At 63.0% G+C, this 18133-nt stretch carries 15 protein-coding genes; 14 read left to right on the top strand and 1 reads right to left on the bottom strand.

Translation table 11 applies throughout. The features are described 5' to 3' along the window. The first annotated feature begins 6 nt into the window (after nt 1-6). The 14 genes from B0G83_RS10930 (at nt 7) to B0G83_RS10865 (ending at nt 17482) form a co-directional block, all read left to right on the top strand. On the top strand, nt 7-1080 hold the full coding sequence (locus B0G83_RS10930) for an NAD(P)-dependent oxidoreductase (protein ID WP_105507444.1): 1074 nt from the start codon (nt 7-9) through the stop codon (nt 1078-1080). Nucleotides 1081-1118: 38 nt separating this feature from the next. Continuing rightward, nucleotides 1119-2507 carry a nucleotide sugar dehydrogenase gene (locus B0G83_RS10925; RefSeq protein ID WP_105507689.1) on the top strand — a complete coding sequence of 463 codons (1389 nt, stop codon included), beginning with the start codon at nt 1119-1121 and terminating at the stop codon, nt 2505-2507. Between the two features lie 108 nt (nt 2508-2615). Next, entirely contained in the window at nt 2616-3605 is a 990-nt protein-coding gene (locus tag B0G83_RS10920) for an NAD(P)-dependent oxidoreductase (protein ID WP_219849014.1), read from the top strand. After that, entirely contained in the window at nt 3602-4747 is a 1146-nt protein-coding gene (locus B0G83_RS10915) for an aminotransferase class I/II-fold pyridoxal phosphate-dependent enzyme (RefSeq protein ID WP_105507442.1), read from the top strand. Before B0G83_RS10920 ends, B0G83_RS10915 begins: the two co-directional genes overlap by 4 nt. Further along, entirely contained in the window at nt 4744-5916 is a 1173-nt protein-coding gene (gene neuC / locus B0G83_RS10910) for a UDP-N-acetylglucosamine 2-epimerase (RefSeq protein WP_105507441.1), read from the top strand. The genes B0G83_RS10915 and neuC overlap by 4 nt, the downstream gene beginning before the upstream one ends. A 25-nt stretch (nt 5917-5941) precedes the next feature. Further along, nucleotides 5942-6556 (top strand): acetyltransferase, encoded by a 615-nt coding sequence (locus tag B0G83_RS10905; RefSeq protein WP_105507440.1) that lies wholly within the window; start codon nt 5942-5944, stop codon nt 6554-6556. A gap of 45 nt (nt 6557-6601) precedes the next feature. Next, nucleotides 6602-8377 carry a thiamine pyrophosphate-binding protein gene (locus tag B0G83_RS10900; protein WP_105507439.1) on the top strand — a complete coding sequence of 592 codons (1776 nt, stop codon included), beginning with the start codon at nt 6602-6604 and terminating at the stop codon, nt 8375-8377. A gap of 84 nt (nt 8378-8461) precedes the next feature. Then, nucleotides 8462-9466: an N-acetylneuraminate synthase gene (neuB, locus tag B0G83_RS10895; RefSeq protein ID WP_105507438.1), complete on the top strand. Its 1005-nt coding sequence runs from the start codon at nt 8462-8464 to the stop codon at nt 9464-9466. An 86-nt stretch (nt 9467-9552) separates the two neighbouring features. Continuing rightward, nucleotides 9553-11601 carry a hypothetical protein gene (locus B0G83_RS10890; RefSeq protein ID WP_105507437.1) on the top strand — a complete coding sequence of 683 codons (2049 nt, stop codon included), beginning with the start codon at nt 9553-9555 and terminating at the stop codon, nt 11599-11601. A gap of 252 nt (nt 11602-11853) precedes the next feature. Then, nucleotides 11854-12924, top strand: a complete 1071-nt coding sequence (locus tag B0G83_RS10885) for a nucleotidyltransferase family protein (protein ID WP_105507436.1) — start codon at nt 11854-11856, stop codon at nt 12922-12924. 63 nt (nt 12925-12987) lie between these two features. Then, nucleotides 12988-14304: a hypothetical protein gene (locus tag B0G83_RS10880; RefSeq protein ID WP_146120200.1), complete on the top strand. Its 1317-nt coding sequence runs from the start codon at nt 12988-12990 to the stop codon at nt 14302-14304. Beyond that, nucleotides 14301-15341 (top strand): glycosyltransferase family 2 protein, encoded by a 1041-nt coding sequence (locus B0G83_RS10875; RefSeq protein WP_105507434.1) that lies wholly within the window; start codon nt 14301-14303, stop codon nt 15339-15341. Before B0G83_RS10880 ends, B0G83_RS10875 begins: the two co-directional genes overlap by 4 nt. A 93-nt stretch (nt 15342-15434) precedes the next feature. Beyond that, nucleotides 15435-16676: an acyltransferase gene (locus B0G83_RS10870; protein ID WP_105507433.1), complete on the top strand. Its 1242-nt coding sequence runs from the start codon at nt 15435-15437 to the stop codon at nt 16674-16676. After that, nucleotides 16673-17482 (top strand): ankyrin repeat domain-containing protein, encoded by an 810-nt coding sequence (locus tag B0G83_RS10865; RefSeq protein WP_105507432.1) that lies wholly within the window; start codon nt 16673-16675, stop codon nt 17480-17482. The genes B0G83_RS10870 and B0G83_RS10865 overlap by 4 nt, the downstream gene beginning before the upstream one ends. Nucleotides 17483-17523: 41 nt before the next feature. Here B0G83_RS10865 and B0G83_RS10860 read toward each other — a convergent pair whose 3' ends face one another. Then, nucleotides 17524-18105: an NUDIX domain-containing protein gene (locus B0G83_RS10860; RefSeq protein WP_105507431.1), complete on the bottom strand. Its 582-nt coding sequence runs from the start codon at nt 18103-18105 to the stop codon at nt 17524-17526. Nucleotides 18106-18133 lie beyond the last annotated feature (28 nt).

Here is an 18133-nt window from a genome sequence, read left to right as displayed (position 1 = left end):
AGTTTTATGGAGCACACGATTCCGAGCGGCCATACGTTGTTCCAGCGCGATCTGGAACACGTCGCCGCCCAGCTGCAAGGCGATCTGCCGCAACTGCGCGATGCCCATCTGTTCATCACGGGGGGCACCGGCTTTTTCGGTATCTGGCTGCTCGAAAGCCTGCTGTGGGCGAACGAAAAACATGCGCTGAATCTGCGCATCACGGTGCTGAGCCGTGCGCCGGAGAAATTCCTCGAACAGCGCGCGCCGCACCTGCGCGGTCGCGCCGGCCTGAATTTCGTGGCCGGCAGCCTGACGGATTTCGAGGCCCCCGCCGAGCCGGTCAGCCACATTCTGCACGCGGCTTCGGAAACGAACCTCGAACAATCGGGCGACTGGGCGCAGCGTCATTTGAACGCGGCGATCGACGGTACGCGCCGTCTGCTCGACATGGCCGCCTCACATCGTTCGCAAGCCGTCCTGATCACGACCTCCGGCGCGGTGTATTCGCCAATGGATTCGGTGGTCGACAATCTTTGCGTCGAAGGCCCGGCTGGCGTCGCGGACTACGCGTCCGAGCGGATCGTCTACGGCCAGTCGAAGCGCATGATGGAAATCATGACCTCGGTCGCCGCGCAGCAGCACGGCTACCGCGCGCTGATTGCCCGCTGCTTCGCGTTCGTCGGTCCGTACCTCGCGCTCGACAGCAATTACGCGATCGGCAACTTCATGCGCGACGCGCTCGCGGGCCGCGAGATCGTGGTCGGCGGCGACGGTACGCCGCTGCGCTCCTATCTGTACGCGGCGGACCTCGTCGTGTGGCTGATCCGCGTGCTGGTGCGCGGCCGCTCGGGTGTGCCGTACAACGTCGGCGGCGACGAGATTGTGTCGATCGGAGAGCTGGCGCGCACGGTCGCGAAGGTCGCGGGCGCAGCCGACTCCGTGCTCATCAAGGGCACGCCGGTGCCGGGCGCGAAGCCGTCGGCGTATCTGCCGTCGCTGCAGCGCGCCGCGAGCGAACTGGATCTGCAGGTCTCGATTCCGCTTGAAGAAGCGATCCGGCGCACGATGGACTGGCATCGCGCACGCCATCCCGCGTGAATCCGCGCAACGAACCCGATTTGATATCCGAGTACGACATGAAACAACTTGTTTGCATTCAAGGTCTTGGCTTTGTCGGCGCCGCCATGGCGGTCGCCTGCGCCCGGGCGGGCACGCGCCACGGCGGTGAACCGGTCTTCGACGTGGTCGGTCTCGACCTCGCGACGGAAACCGGCGAACACCGCGTCAACAAAATCAATCACGGCGAGTTCCCGTTCGGCACGACCGACTCGAACCTGATCGCCCAAACCCGTCACGCGCACGAAGCCGGCAACCTGAAGGCGAGCACCGACGTCAGCGTGCTGGCGGCGGCGTCGATCGTCGTGGTCGACGTTCACTTCGACATCGGCGATCTGACCGGCGAAGGCCACCTCGAATTCGGCCCGTTCATCCGCGCGATCGAAACGGTCGGTCAGCACATTCAGCCCGGCACGCTCGTCGTCGTCGAGACGACGGTGCCGCCTGGCACCTGTTCGAACGTGATCCGTCCGGTGCTGGATCGCTGCGCTGAAGCGCGCGGCCTGCCGGCAGGCGCGTTCCTGCTCGCGCACGCCTACGAGCGCGTGATGCCGGGTGACAACTACCTCGCGTCGATCACCGATTTCTGGCGCGTTTTCGCGGGTGACACGCCGCAAGCCGGCGACGCCTGCGAAGCTTTCCTGTCGCACGTCGTCAACGTGGCGGAGTTCCCGCTGACGCGCCTGTCGCATACCACCGCGTCGGAAACGTCGAAGGTACTGGAAAACAGCTATCGCGCGGTCAACATCGCGTTCATGGACGAATGGGGCCGTTTCGCGGAAAAGGTCGGCATCGACATGTTCGAAGTCATCAACGCGATCCGCAAGCGCCCGACCCACAGCAACATGAAGCAACCGGGCTTCGGCGTCGGCGGTTACTGCCTGACCAAAGACCCGCTGTTCGCCGACCTGGCCGCGAAAGACATTTTCAACCTGACCGACATCGAATTCCCGCTGTCGCGCAGCGCGGTGAAGATCAATCAGGATATGCCGCTGTATTCGCTCGACAAGCTGCGCGGCGCGCTCGGCAGCCTCGCCGACAAGCGTCTGCTGCTGGCGGGCATTTCGTATCGCCAGGACGTTGCCGACACCCGCTATTCGCCGTCACAGCCGTTCTACGAAGGCGCGGTGATCGAAGGTGCGGAAGTGACGTGCCACGATCCGCTGCTCAACCATTGGGACGAGCTCGGGCTGGACGTCGCGACCACGCTGGGCGCGTGCCCGGATGTGGACGCGGTGGTGTTTGCCGTGCCGCACAAAGAATTCCGCGCGTTGCAGCCGGCCACGTGGCTCGGCGGCCATAAGCCGTACATTCTCGACGCCAACGACTGCCTGTCGCACGACCAGCGCGCGCAATTCGCCGCGCTGGGCTGCCGCGTCGAGTCGATCGGGCGCGGCACGCGCGCTTAAGCGCGGCGCGCACGGCGTGCCGGGCCCTCGCCCCTGGCTGCCGCGCAGCCGGCGAGTACACTGCCAGCGTACGGAAATACGCTGGCACACAACATACAGGAGTTGAACGTGAAGGTTTTGATTACGGGCGGTGTGGGTTTCGTTGGCGGTCATCTGGCTAACAGCCTGGGCGAAGAGGGCCACACGGTCCATCTTCTCGACAATTTCAAACGCGGCGTGCAGGACCCGTTCATCGAGGCTGCGGTCGCCAAACACGGCGTGAAGATCATCAATGCGGACTTGCTCGACGAAGCGTCGCTGCAATCGCTCGACGACGACTACACGCACATCTATCACCTCGCGGCCATTATCGGCGTCGTCCACGTGCTGCAACGCCCGTACGAAGTGCTGACCGCGAACGTGCGCATGACCGAAAACGTGATCAGCCTCGCGCGCCGCCAGAAGGCGCTGCAGCGTCTGCTGTTCAGCTCGACGTCCGAGGTCTACGCGGGCACGCTGATCCACATGGACATGCCGATCCCAACGCCGGAAACGACGCCGATCGCGCTGACGGCGCTCGAGCAGCCGCGCACCAGCTATATGCTGTCGAAGCTGTACGGCGAAGCCATGTGCAACATGAGCGGCCTGCCGGTCACCAACGTCCGCCTGCATAACGTGTACGGCCCGCGCATGGGCATGTCGCACGTGATCCCCGAGTTGCTGTTCAAGGCATGGAAGTCGAAAGACGGCGACTCGCTCGACGTGTTCAGCGTCGACCACAAGCGCACGTTCTGCTACGTCAGCGACGCGGTGCGCATGATTCGCGCGTTGACCGAGTCGGACAGCGCGGTCGGCCAGACGGTCAACATCGGCAATGAAGCGCCGGAAGTCACGATCGGCCAAGTCGCCAGCGCGGTGGTCTCGGCGGTCGGCCGTCAACTGACGCTGGTGCCGCAAGCGGCCACGCCCGGCTCGCCCGCGCGCCGCTGCCCGAGCACCCGCCTGCTCGACAAGCTGACCGGCGTGCAAGGCGTCGTCGGTCTCGACGAAGGCATCGCGCTGACGTACCGCTGGTATCGCGAAACCGTTTTCGAAGGTCAGGGGACGACTGCACAATGATCCCGTTAGCCATTCCCAACCTCGCCGGCAATGAACGCAAGTACCTGAACGAGTGCATCGACACCACCTTCGTGTCGACGGTCGGCCCGTTCGTCTCGCGCTTCGAGCAGCAGATCAGCGAAGCCTCCGGCTACGCCCATACGGTCGCCACGTCGGCCGGCACGACCGGCCTGCATGCCGCGCTGGTCGCGGTCGGCGTGCAGCCGGGCGATCTCGTGGTGGTGCCGGGCCTGAGCTTCATCGCCACGGCCAACGCGGTCGCGCATGCGCACGCTCAGCCCTGGCTGCTCGACATCGACGCAAACTCGTGGACGCTCGACCCGGTTGCGCTCCAGAACGCGCTCGAAAACGAAACGACGCCCGGCGCCGACGGCTTGCCCGTGCATCGCGCAACCGGCAAACGCGTCGCCGCGATCGTGCCGGTCTACACGCTCGGCATGCCCGCGGACATGGATCCGATCGTCGCGACCGCGCGCCGCTTCGGCGTGCCGGTGGTGGCCGACGCGGCCGCAGGACTCGGCGCGACCTACAAGGGCCGTCCGCTTGGCGACATGGGCGCCGATCTGACGATGTTCTCGTTCAACGGCAACAAGACGGTCACGGCCGGCGGCGGCGGTGCGATCTCCGGCAATGACAAGAAGCTGATCGACCTCGTCCGTCACCTGACCACGACCGCACGCGTCGGCGCCGATTACGATCACGACCGCGTCGGCTTCAACTACCGGATGACGAATCTGCAAGCCGCCGTCGGCTGTGCGCAGATGGAGTTGCTGGACACGTTCGTCGCCAAGAAGCGCGCCATCGCGCATTTCTACGACGAAGCGTTCCGCGATCTGCCGCAAGCGGTGCCATTCCCGTCGCCGGAATTCGCACAAAGCGCGTGCTGGTTCTCAGGCTTCATCCTGCCCACGGGCGACTCCGCGCCGCTGCGCGCCGCGTTGCGCGCGGCCGGCGTCGACGCCCGTCCGTTCTGGAAGCCGCTGCACTACCAGGCGCCGTTCGCCGATGCGCCGCGCGGCGATCTGCGCACGAGCGAATCCATCTGGCAACGTATCGTCACCCTGCCCTGCTCGACCGGCATTACGAACGAGCAACTGGCCGAGGTGGTCGCCGCGGTTCGCCGCGAGGTCGCCGGCTCATGAGTACGACGCGACGCCGGATCTGCTTCGTCACGGGCACGCGCGCCGACTACGGTCACCTGTACTGGGTGATGCGGGAGGTGCAGCAGGATCCGGATTTGCAGTTGCAGGTGATCGTCACCGGTGCACATCTGTGCAGTGCATGGGGCCGCACGGTCGACGTAATCGAGCGCGACGGTTTTCCGATCGACGCACGCGTCGACATGCAACTGTCGGGCGACTCCGGCGTCGCGACGTCGAAGTCGACGGGTCTCGCTGTCATCGGTCTGGCCGACGCATATGAACGCCTCGCGCCGGACCTGATCGTGCTGCTCGGGGACCGTTACGAAGAACTGGCAGCGGCGCAGGTCGCGCTGCTGATGAAAATTCCGGTCGCGCATATTCACGGCGGCGAGACGAGCGAAGGCGCGATGGACGAATCGATCCGTCACGCCGTCACCAAGCTCTCGCATCTGCATTTCGTCGCGGCGCGCGCGTATCGCGACCGGGTGCTGCAACTGGGCGAGAACCCGGCCGCGGTGTTCGATTTCGGCGCGCCGGGCCTCGACCATCTAACGCGCACGACATTACCGGATCGCGCCGCGCTGGCGGCCCACACCGGCTTGCCGTTGAACGCGCCGGTTTTCGCCGTGACCTATCACCCGGTCACGCTGAACGCGCAAGACCCGGCCATTGCCGCCCAGGCGCTGATCAGCGCGCTCGAACGCTTCCCGACTGCGAACATCGTGTTTACCGGGGTGAACGCCGATCCCGGCAATTCGGCGATCGCTCGTGTGATCCGCGAATTCACGGCGGCCCATCCCGCGCGCGTGCGGTTTTTCGATTCGCTCGGTCAGCAGCGCTATCTGGGCCTGCTGCAGATCGCCGACGTCGTGATCGGCAATTCGTCGAGCGGGCTGATCGAAGCGCCCGCGCTGCGCGTGCCGACCGTGAACATCGGCGACCGTCAGCGCGGCCGTCTGAAAGCCGAGTCGGTCATCGACTGCGCCGACGACACCGAATCGATCGTGCAGGCAATCGAACGCGCCCTCACGCCCGGGTTCCGTGCGCAACTGCCCGCGGACGTGTCGCTGTACGGCAAGGGGCATGCGGCCCCGCAGATCAAGCAGGTGCTGAAGACCGCCGATCTGTCGAATATCCTGATGAAGAAGTTTTTCGACTTTCACCTATAACGGCAGCAATGCCGGCAAACGCGGTATGACGAATACGAAACTCTATGTGCTGGGCGGCGGCGGTCACGCGAAAGTCGTGATCGCCGCATTGACGGCAAGCGGCGCAAGCGTTGCCGGTCTGATCGATCCACGGCTCGAAATCGGCACCCTGATGCTGGGCGTGCCAGTGATCGGCGGCGACGAATGGATGCAGAAGCTGGATCCGCACAGCGCTCAGCTCGCCAACGGCGTCGGCGCCACGGTCAAGAGCCGGGTGAACCGCAAGTTGTTCGATCTGTGGTCCGCGCAGGGCTTCTCGTTTGCCACGGTTTTACATCCGTCGGCGGTCGTTGGCGCCGAGGTCGAACTGGCGCCTGGCTGCCAGATCATGGCCGGCGCGATATTGCAGCCGCACGCCAAAATCGGTGTGGGCACGGTAATCAACACATCCGTCAGCATCGACCACGACTGCGTGGTCGGCGCGCACTGCTTCGTCGCGCCGTCCGTCACGCTATGCGGCGGTGCGAGCATCGGCGAGGGTGTGTTCGTCGGCGCCGGCGCGACGCTATTGCCCGGCGTCAAGGTCGGCAACAACGCGCTCATCGCCGCTGGTGCGGTGGTCGACACCGACGTCGCGGACGGCGACTATTTTCAGCGCTGATTTTTCGGCAAGCAGTGCACCACCTAACATCTTAAAGAGCTGGTTATGAACGTATCTGACGCAGTTATCCGTTTCCTCGAAGAACGCGGGATTGGCAAAGTCTTCATGCTGTCGGGCGGCGGCATCATGTATCTGCTCGACGCACTCGGCAAGAGCGAAAAGCTCGGCTATGTCTGCAACTACCACGAGCAGGCGTGTGCGATCGCGGCCGACGGCTACGCGCGCATGAATGGTTTCGGCGTCTGCTTCGCGACCTTCGGCCCGGGCGCGGTCAACGCACTCGCCGGCGTGGTCGGCGCATGGTACGACTCGGTGCCGATGCTGGTGGTCTCGGGCCAGGTGCGTTCGAACCTGATCGCCGATTACTCGAAGGTGCGTCAGGTCGGTCCGCAGGAGGGCAATGTCCTCGAGATGGTCAAGCCGGTCACGAAATACGCGGTGTCGCTGCGCGATCCGAACACGATTCTGAGCGAACTGGAAAAGGCCTATCACATCGCCAAGTCGGGTCGTCCGGGTCCGGTGTGGCTCGAACTGCCGCTCGACATGCAATCGGCGGAAGTCGACTGGGACGCGCTGCCGCACTGGGAAGGCGAAGAACCCAAGGCCGATCCGAGCGCCCAGCATCTGCCGGAAATCCTCGAATCGCTGAAAACAGCCAAGCGTCCGGTGCTCGTGCTCGGCAACGGCGTGCGTCTGTCCGGCATGCACGAAGCCGTGCTCGAACTGGTCAACAAGCTCGAAATTCCGACGCTCGTTCCCTACACCGGCAAAGACCTGCTGGAGTGGGACAACACTTATTCGTTCGGCGTGTTCGGCACGGCCGGTCAGCGTCACGCGAACATCATCCTGCAGAATTCCGACCTGATTCTCGGTCTCGGCGTCGGCTTCTGCGTCGCGAAAACGGGCTTTGAAACGAAGAAATTCGCGGTCGGCGCGAAGAAGATTTTCGTCGACGTCGACGCCGGTCAACTCGAAGGCCACCCGCTCAAGGCGGACCTGCCGATCCTTTCCGATCTGCGCGATTTCGTGCCGGGCCTGCTCGGCGCGCTCGGCGGCTATAACGGCGCGCATGGCGCCTGGCTCGACCTCTGCGCGACCTGGAAGAAGCGCTATCCGATGGTGCCGGAAGAGCTCCGCGCCGACGGCGAGTTCATCAACTCGTACGTGTTCATGGACACGCTGTCCGACGTTGCGGCTGGAGGCGACGTCGTGGTGACCGGCAACGGCCTCGACTGCGTGAGCTTCTACCAGGCGTACAAGATCAAGAAGAATCAGCGCTCGGCGCTGAACGGCAACTGGGGGTCGATGGGCTGGGACCTGCCGACCGCGGTCGGCGCGCACTACGCCACCGGCAAGCGCACGCTGTGCATTACCGGTGACGGCAGCCTGATGCTGAACGCGCAGGAATTGCTGACCATTGGCGCCAACAAGCTGCCAGTCAAGGTGTTCGTGTTCAACAACGACGGCTATGGTTCGATCAAGGCGACGCAGAACAACTTCTTCGACGGGCGTTTCGTCGGCAGCGGTCCGAGCTCCAACGTCTACAATCCCGATTTCGAAGCGCTCGCGAAAGCGTTCGGCCTTGGGTATGTCAAAGTGAGCCAGCATTCCACGCTGCGTCAGTCGCTGGCCGACGTCGTCAATGTGGACGGCCCGGTGCTGTGCGAAGTCATGGTCTCGCCGGAGCAGTGGATTTCGCCGAAGGCGACGTCGTTCAAGAACGCCGAAGGCAAGATCGAATCGAAGCCGCTCGACGACATGTTCCCGTTCCTGCCGGCCGACGAAATCGAAGAGAACCGTCGCCTCGCGCAGTCTCTTTGAAGCGGTGCGCGGGCGGGCCGGCCTCGTTGCCGGCGCCCCGCGCCTACCATCGAACGCCTTACTGATTCTTTAAGGATGCTTGACATGAGCGAGCGTTGCATAGTGATCGCCGAAGCCGGCGTCAATCACAACGGTTCACTAGATCTGGCTCATCAACTCGTCGACGTGGCGGCGCAAGCCGGCGCGGACTTCGTCAAGTTCCAGACTTTCCGCACCGAGGCCCTCGTGACGCGCGAAGCGCCGAAGGCCGACTACCAGAAACGCACCACCGGTCACACGGAAAGCCAGTTCGAGATGCTCAAGCGGCTCGAACTGGACGAAAACGCGTTTCGCGAACTGGCGGTCTACGCGAAATCGAAAGGCATCGGTTTTCTATCGACGCCGTTCGACATCGAGTCCGCGCGTTTTCTCACCACTCTGGGCGTCAGCGCGTTCAAGGTGTCGTCGGGCGATCTGACGAATATTCCGTTCCTGCGGGAACTCGCGAGCATGGGCCTGCCGATCATTCTGTCGTCCGGCATGGCGACGCTCGGCGAACTCGAGGAAGCGGTCGAGGCCTGCGAGCAAGCCGGCGTGCCGATCGACAAGCTCACGCTGCTGCATTGCACGACCGAATATCCGGCGCCGGCTGAAGAAATCAACCTGCGCGCCATGCTGACGATTGCTGCCGCCTTCCCCGGCGCGACCTTCGGCTACTCGGACCATACCGAAGGCATCGAAATTCCGATTGCCGCTGCGGCAATGGGCGCGCAAGTCGTCGAAAAGCATTTCACGCTCGATCGCACGATGGAAGGCCCGGACCACAAAGCAAGCCTCGAACCGGCCGAACTGGCTGCGATGGTTCGCGCGATCCGGCGCGTCGGCGTCGCACTCGGCGATGGCCGCAAGCGCCCGACCGCATCCGAACTGCCGAACCGGCAGATCGCGCGCAAGAGCCTCGTCGCCGCCCGTCCGATCGCGAAAGGCGAAACGTTCACCGCACAGAACCTCTCTGTCCGACGACCCGGCAACGGCATTTCGCCGGCGCGCTGGGATAGCGTGATCGGCCAGCCGGCCGCGCGCGATTACGCGCAAGACGAACTGATCTAAAAGCACGCGCGCGAACGGGCACGCCTGCTCGCAGCAGGCGCGCTTTCGTGCACGTGTGCAGTCCCCAACAACAAGGAAGTAGTCTAATGAATCAGGCGGGTCTCTGGATTCGGCGCCTCCCGATCGCTTTTTTCGCAATATTCGGCGGGACAGCACTCATCCTCTGTAACCCGGGCTATTTCTGGGACGACTGGGTCTGGATTTTCCAGAACCCGGCGCAAATGATCCGCGTCGGTAAAGAGCTCGGCATCTGGTGGGGTGGTTACGCAACCAACTTCATCAACTCGTTGCCGTCGCCTTCACTCGCGATGCGCGCCGTCACGCTCGTCACCTGGGTCGTGTCCGCCGCCGCGTTTGCGTACGTGCTGCGCCGCAAAAAGAAACTGCTCGCGCCCGAAGCCTTCACGCTGTTTCTGATCTACTGCGCGACGCACGTCGCGCTGATCCGCTTTCTCACGAGTGTGGCGTTTTACAACGTCTACATTGCCGCATTCTGGGTCGGCGCAGCGATCTTCGTGGCGAACACGCGCCGCAGTAAAGCGATCATCTTCAGTATTCCGTTCTTTTTCTTTTCGTTCTATCTGAACTCGCTTTTGCTGCTGTACGCGCTGCTGTTCGCGTTTCTGTTCGTTGAAGATCTGCGTGCACAGGGAAGCTTCGGACCGCTGCCGAAAATGCCGAGCATCGCCACGGCGATCCCAGTGCTGCGCGAGACCATACGCCGCAGCCTGCCCTCTGTGCTGGCGTTCGCGCGCCGCAACGCGCTGCTGATTGCCCTGCCTATCATCTTCCTGGTCACCAAGCGGCTCACGACGACCCGCTCGCCGCTATACGACAGCTACAACGACATTTCGCAACACGAAGTGCTGTCCGCAATGGTCACGTCGTTCACGCTGATCGTGCCGGTGCTGCACGACTTTTTCTCCTACGCCGTCTCGCATACGCCGGCGCCCTTGATCGCCGGCGGCGTGGTGATCGCGTTCGTGTTGCTGCAATTGCTGCCACGCACGCAGGAACGCGCAACGCTGCGCTTCACTGGAATGCAGGCTCTGCTCGGCCTGGTGCTGTTCGCCGCGGCGACCTACCCGTATATCGTGGTCGGCAAAGTACCCGACCTCACGAGCTTCTACGAAAGCCGCCACATCATGCCGGCTATTGCCGGGCTCGACCTGATGATTATCGCCATCATCAACGGCATCGATCTTCTGTTCAGCAGATGGCGACCGTGGCGACGCTTCGGCCGTGATCTACTGGTCGCGTACGTGCTCGGCTCGTCGGTCGGCGCGGCGTTCAATACGGGTACCGAACTGTGGCGCGACTGGTTCCGCCAGATCGCCATCATGGACTTCGTCCGCGCGCATCAGTCGGAACTCAAGGACGTGCGCACCTTCGTATTCGACGACAAGTCGTCCGACACGCGCATCGGCGACCGGACCATCTGGAATTACGAGTACACCGGCAGTCTCATCACCGTGTACGGCACACGCGACCGCTTCGGCGTGTCGCTGGACGAATACACGGGCTGGCCCGTGCGCGTTCCTTTGCTGATCAATCCGTATCTGCGTCAACGCTTCAACCTGCCCGACCTGGACTTCCGCAAGCCGCACGCAATCATCACCGTGCGTAGCGGGCTCGTGCCGTACAAGACGCCGTTCGTGCTGAGCATCGTCGACAAATATCTGCGCGGCGAAGAATGGCACAGCGATGCCGATCGCTTCACGACGATCGACATGGCCTACGAGCAGATCGAAGCAGAAGACCGCGTCGCCGAGATGTATGCGATGGCGGCCCAGCTTGCACGCTACAAACTCGATCACGGCGTTTACCCGGCGGCCTTCCCGGCGGCCGCCAACGGCACGCCGTATCACCAGCTTCAGGGTGCGAAGGTCACGCCAGGCGCCGTGCACGGCGATATTCCCGGCCTCTTCCCGGATTACATGGTACGTCCTGCCGCCATGGCACCGAACCCGGCAGTAGGCGCACCGGAGTATCTGTATATCTCGGACGGCCAGGACTACAAGCTGGTTTTTGCGAACCCGCCAGACCTGAGCTATGCGAAACAATCGCATCCTGCGTTGATCGACAAACAACGGGCCGGATATGGCGTCTGGACATACGGTGCGCGGAACTGGTAGGCCCAAATATCAGGTGGATCAACATGCTATCCTTAGGATAAACTCAAATAGCGGCGTCCTCCGTGTGGCGCTGTGAGAGTTTCATGTCAGTGAACGCCGAAATCTCGTGCGTTCACGTCATGTCTCCCCACCGCGCTACGCAGCGTAAACCTCCGCCATCAGTGTCAGACACTGAGTAGTTTTAGCGTGCCGAGCAAGTTCAGGCACAGAGCTCAGGCTTAAATAATCCCAAGTTTTTATCGCTGTAAGATCATGACGAACTTCGACAATATCGATAGCCTCAGCGTATCGTTCGATTCAAAGATATCCGACGTTATCGCGCGGATTCAGGCGAGCGGCCCAGTGGCCTGCGCACTGCTGTTCGACCAGGACAAGTTTGTCAACATCATCACCGATGGCGATGTGCGGCGCGCGTTCCTCGAAGGCAACAAGCTCGACGACGACGCGCTCGAAATTCACAAGATCAAGGTACGTAGCGCCCGCCCCGCGCCGATCACGGCCAGCATTCATTCCAGCCGTGAAGAACGGGAAAATCTGTTCCGCACGCATTCGCTGCGCCAGCTCGTGCTGACCGATGCAAACGGCAAACCCGTCTCGGTCATCGATCACAATGCGGTCAATCACGCGCCGAAGTACATCAACCGCAGCTTCACCGCCGTCATCATGGCCGGCGGCTTCGGCACGCGCCTTCGCCCACTGACCGAAGACACGCCTAAGCCGATGTTGCAGGTCAACGGCCGCCCCATGCTGGAAATCAGCATCGAGAAACTGGTCAGCCACGGCGCAAGCAGAATTTTCATTGCCACGCATTACCTGCCCGAAAAGATTACCGACCACTTCGGTAATGGCGAGAAATTCGGCGTCGACATTCAGTACGTTCATGAGAAGACGCCCTTGGGCACAGGGGGCGCGCTTTCGCTCGTGCCCTTCCACGATGAGAACACGCTGGTGTTCAACGGCGACATTCTGACGAATCTCGATATCGGTATGTTCCTGGCCTTCCATCTGCGCAGCGCCTCGGCCATGACCATTGCTGCAACGCAATACACCTTCCAGGTGCCGTTCGGCGTGATTAGCGAAACCGATTCGCGTGTCACGCATATCGAAGAAAAGCCGAACTTCAGCTTCCTCGTGAATAGCGGCATCTACTTCCTGTCGAAGCGCGTGTTCGACACGCTGCCGAAGTCCGGCCACTACAACATGACTGACGTGGCGCACAACCTGAATCAGGTGTCGCAGCCGGTGTCGTGCTTCCCGATCTTCGAACATTGGCTCGATGTCGGCCGACCGAGCGACTACGACCTCGCTTCCAAGATTTTCTAAGCGAAAGACCGCAATGTGTCTCATGACCGACGGCGGACAGCGAGCGCGGCGCCGGTGAGCAGCATGCCCCTGCGGCTGCCGCCCATCTCGCGCGACCTCGCCCTCGTCCTTTCGCTGCGCCTCTGGCAAGCTGGCGCCGGTCTGCTGACTACGATTCTGGCGGTGCATTTTCTGTCGCCGGAAACGCAGGGCTGGTACTACAGCTTTATCAGCGTCGCCGCGCTCTACACCCTGTTCGATCTCGGCCTGTCGATGGTCCTCGTGCAGGTGTCGGCGCACGCGTTCACCGGTTTGCACTGGCAGCCCGACGGCAGCGTCGAAGGCGAGGCCACGCCCTACTTTCACGCGCTCGTGCGCAGCGCGTTGCGCTGGTACGCGGTCACCGCGGCGATCTTCGCGGTCGTCATCGTGCCCGGCGGCATGCTGTTCTTCGGCTCGAAAAGCTCCACCGCGATTCACTGGTTCGCACCATGGCTCGTGCTCTGCAGCCTGACGGCGGCCGGCCTGCTCGTCACACCGTTCCTGTCGATTCTCGAAGGCGCCGGGCAGATCAGCCGCGTGTACGCGCTACGGCTGTCGCTGGCGGTCTGCGGCTCGCTGTGCTGCTGGGCGACACTCGCGGCCGGCGCGGGCCTCTGGGCGACCGTCATGGTGCCCGCGGCCACGCTGCTGATCCCGCTCGTCTGGCTGCTGCGCTACCGGCGTGGCCTGTTGCGCATCGCCATGCACAGCGTGATGCGGAAATTCGACTGGCGGCACGAGGTCTGGCCGTTGCAATGGCGCCTCGGCATCAACCTGCTGTGCGGTTATCTGCTCACGCAGATCAACATTCCGATTCTGTTTCACACGCAAGGCGCGGTGATCGCGGGCCAGCTCGGGTTGTCGCTTGCGATCGTCAACACGCTCGGGCTGGTTGCGCAATCGTGGATCACGCGCCGCGTGCCGCTCATGGCGCGCGCCGCCGCAATGCGCGACTGGCCTACGCTCGACCACATGTTCAAGCGCGATTTCACCATGTCGTCGGCGATTTTCGTCGTGATGGCGTTCGGTGTGCTGGCCATGGATTTGCTGTTCGCGCAGACCCGCTACGCGCACCGGGTGCTGCCGTTCTGGCAACTGGCCGGCCTGCTCGTGTTCGTGTTCAGCAACCAGTTGATCGGCGGGCTCGCCGCGCATCTGCGCAGCTTCCGCCGCGAACCGTTCATGTCGACCCTCGCCACCACGACGATCTTCACGCTGCCGCTCATCGTATGGGCGGCGGCGCACTATTCGTCGGCGGGGCTCGTGACCGTGCTCGCGTCGGTCAATCTATTCCTGAATTTACCCATCGCCTTCTTCATCTGGTATCGGTGCAACCGGACCTGGAGACATGATTCGTGACATTTGAAGCCTCCCCCCTGCTGACCATTGCGATTCCGACTTTCACTCGGGCGAACTACCTCGAGCTGAATCTGCGGAGTCTCGTCGCAGAAGCCCGCACGCTGCCGCCGGGCGTGCTCGAAGTCATCGTGTCCGACAATCACTCGACCGACTCGACGCCCGACGTCGTCGCGAACGCGATCGCGCAAGGCCTGCCGATCCGGTACATCCGCAACAAGATCGACGTGGGTTCCGACGCGAACATCGCGCAATGCTTCAACGAAGCGCGCGGCGACTACGTGCAGATCATGGGCGACGACGATATCTACGTGGCCGGTACGCTCTCGTATCTGATCGATTTTCTGCAGAAGGCGGAGTATGGCGTCGTCGTCCTGCGGCCGTTCGGCTACGAAGTGGACCCGATCGTCGAGCATCCGGGCGGCGACGCGCGCATCGATCAGTACGATCAGGTCGGCGATTTCCTCGCGGCGATCGGACCGTACATCACCTTCATCTCGTCGTGCGTGATCAACCGGCGCGTCCAGCAGGAAATCGACGCGCGGCAGTTCTGCGGCAGCAATCTGGTGCAGGTGCATCTGGTCGTCAACGCGGCGTTGCAGGTGGGCCGCAATGCCTATCTGAAGCGCTACATTCTCGCCTGCAAACGTGCCAACTCCGGCGGCTATGACTTCTCTGAAGTCTTCGTCGAACGGCTGGGACGCATTCTCGATTCGTACCGCCCCGCCGGCCTCAGCGAACACGCGATCCAGCAGTTCGAAACGCGAATGCTAAAGTCGTATCATCCGTTCAACCTGGTGCGTCAGCGGCTCGCGCGGCAAGGCGATCTGCGCGAAACCTACCGGCGTTTCTCGGCGCGCTTCGGCAATCGCCCGCTGTTCCGCTTCTGGGTGGCGCCTATCATCCGCTGGCCGCGTCCGCTTGCGCTCGGCTGGGGCATGATGGCGACGCTGGTCGGCCGGCTCGCGAACGGCGATTTGCGGCGTGGTGCGCACTTCCTGTTGAACAAGTTGCGCCGCGGCGGTCGTCCGGCTTCGTAGCTAACGTCGGCGCGACCGGCAGCATGGTCGGCGCATAAAAGCAAAACAGGAGCGGCGCCTGTGCTCCATCGATCCGGACTGACGGCCAATGCCATGAGCCATAAAAATCTCGAAATCGAACGCTTGCGCGCGGTGGCCGTGCTGCTCACCATCATCGTGCATGCGCCGTTCAAGCAGTTGTTCAGCCCGTTTCTGTACTCGTCGTTCACCGGCGTGGACCTGTTCTTCGTGATCTCCGGTTTCGTCGTGTCCCGCTCGCTACTGTCGACGCTGCCGGAGCAGGCCGGCGTGACGCCGGTCGAGCGGCTCGAACGCAGCAAACAGTCGATCATCGCGTTCTACCTGCGGCGGGTGTTTCGGATCGCGCCGTCGGCGTTCTTCTATATTTTTCTGTACTGGGTCGTCGCGATCGTCATGAAGGCGACCGGCAGCATTGCGATTTTCGCGCGGCCGGCCGATATCTTTCGCGAAGGCATCGCGTTCGCGGGCGGCATCTACAACTATGCGATGGTGTATGGCGGCATTCCGACCAACATGTCGCACTACTACAGCCTCTCGATCGAAGAGCACTTCTACCTGCTCGCGCCCTTGCTGCTGGTGCTCTGCGGACGCACCTCGTACCGGCTCGCGGCCACCGCGATCGGCGTGGGCCTGGTGCTGTTCGTCGCCCGGCCGATGACATCGGTCAGCATCGCCGATCTATCGCACACGCGTTTCGACGAGCTGCTGTACGGCGTGATTATCGCGCTGCTGCTCGACAAGTATCGGCATCTGCCAGTCTGGCAATTCCAGACTATCGCCGACGCGGAGCCCGGCCGTCCTTCCGCCATCATCGACGCGCTGCGCAATCCGCGCGTGCGCGCGCTGCTCAAGACGCTGGTCGGCATCGGTTTCTGCGCGCTGCTGGCGTTGCTGCCGGGCGTGTTGAATACCGACATTCTCGGCGGCGGACCGGGCCAGTTCTACTTCTCGAGCGCGGCATTCTGCGGCTATGCGCTGGTGTCGGTGGCGCTGGTAATTCTCGCGTCGCTCGAACGCGGCTGGATTCTGAATATCCCCGGGCTGACCGGTGTGCTCGAATACATCGGCGCGCGCTCGTATTCGATTTATCTGGGCCACGTGCTGCTGATCCTCGTCTACAACGACGTGTACTTCCGCCATTACGAGCAACTGCCGGATTTCCTCAAGCTGACGCGGGCCGGGTATGCGTTGCAGTTCGTGCTGTTTCTCGCGGTCGTGCTCGCGCTGGCCGAAACGACTTACCGCTTGATCGAGAAGCCCTGCATCGGCCTCGGCAAACGTGTCATCACTTCTTTCATGGAGGCGCGGGCATGAGCCGCCACATTCGATTCGCGGCCGCCGCGCTGCTGTTCGTCGCGCTGCCGGGATTCGCCCAATACGATTACGACGACGACTTCACGAAAGCGATCGCCGCGCACTATCCGCCGCTGGTGCGTCTGCTGATCACGAAGGGCGGTCACCAGAACGTGCAGGACGCGGCGGGCGACACGCCGCTGATGCTGGCCATCCGCTCGCGCGATCGCGAAGTCACCGATCTGCTGATGCACTACGAGCCCGACCTGCTGTTGCTGAATAGCCAGAATCACTCCGCCGCCACCGAAGCCGTGCTCGCCGACGACGCCGACAGCCTGCCGGGCGTGCTGGTACGCAGCGATCCGCTGCAAGTCGCGCAAGCGCTCGGGCTGGCGACGAAGCTGAAAAAGCGCCGCGTGTTGAACCGCTTCATCGAATTGTTCGGCGCGGCACGCACCGACGACATCGGCCATCACTTTCTGAGCAAGCCGCTGGACAATTTCGAACTCGGTAGCCGGGTCGCCTATGCGTTCTCGCCCGCGCAAGACAGTCCGGACGTCTGCGCGAAACCCGCAACGAAGCTGTTGCTGCAGGGGAAAATCTGCAAGGTCGAGGGCGACACCGTCAGTGTCGAATGGCAGTTGCTGTCGAATCTCGACAACGAAGACAAGGGCTGTTCGTCGCAGAAGCGGCTTCATTTCGCCCGCAAGCCAGACGCAGCGTGGAATGCCAAATTCCTGGGCGCGTGCAGCGCAGCGCCGGCGTATTTCTCGACCGTGCCGGCCTCGTTCAATTACCGGCAGTTCCTGGTGCCGGAACTTCGCTGAGAACGTTCATGGCCCGCTTGTGGGCCGTGCATGGCTCGCGCCTAACGGAATAGATGCAACGCCGCGTGCTGAAGCAGCATGATCGTCTTCGCGTCGGTAATCGCGCCGCTGACGATCCGTTCGAGCGCCTGGTCGATCGTCAGTTCGACGACCGCGATGTCTTCGCCTTCCTCGATAAGGCCGCCGCCCGCATCGATCCGGTCGGCCTCCGTGTAAGGCGCGACGAAGCCGTACACGACATGCGTCACGCAACCCGGAATCATCAGCGCGGCGAACACCTGCTGCATTTCGCCGACGCGATAACCGGCTTCTTCGGCCACCTCGTGACGCACGCGCTCCTGCGGCGTCGCACCGTCGAGAAAACCCGCCGGCGTCTCCAGCACCCAGCCGCTCTCGCCGCGCAGATACGCGGGTAGTCGGAACTGGCTCACCAAGATCACCGTGCGCCGCGCGAGGTCATACAGCAACGCGGTCGCGCCGTCGCCGACGTGATAGATCTCGCGGCTCAGCACCTGCTTGCTGCCGTCGTCGCGCTCGTATTCGAAGGTCTGGAAGTCGAGGCGTTGCCGTTTGCCGGACAACAGGTCCACCGACAACATCCGGATGCGCTCACGTTTTGACATCGTCGCTTTCCTCGCTCAATTGCGCGGG

It is taken from the genome of Paraburkholderia sp. BL21I4N1, from assembly GCF_002973525.1.
Taxonomy (GTDB): Bacteria; Pseudomonadota; Gammaproteobacteria; order Burkholderiales; family Burkholderiaceae; genus Paraburkholderia.
This window is presented reverse-complemented; position numbering and strand designations above follow the sequence as displayed.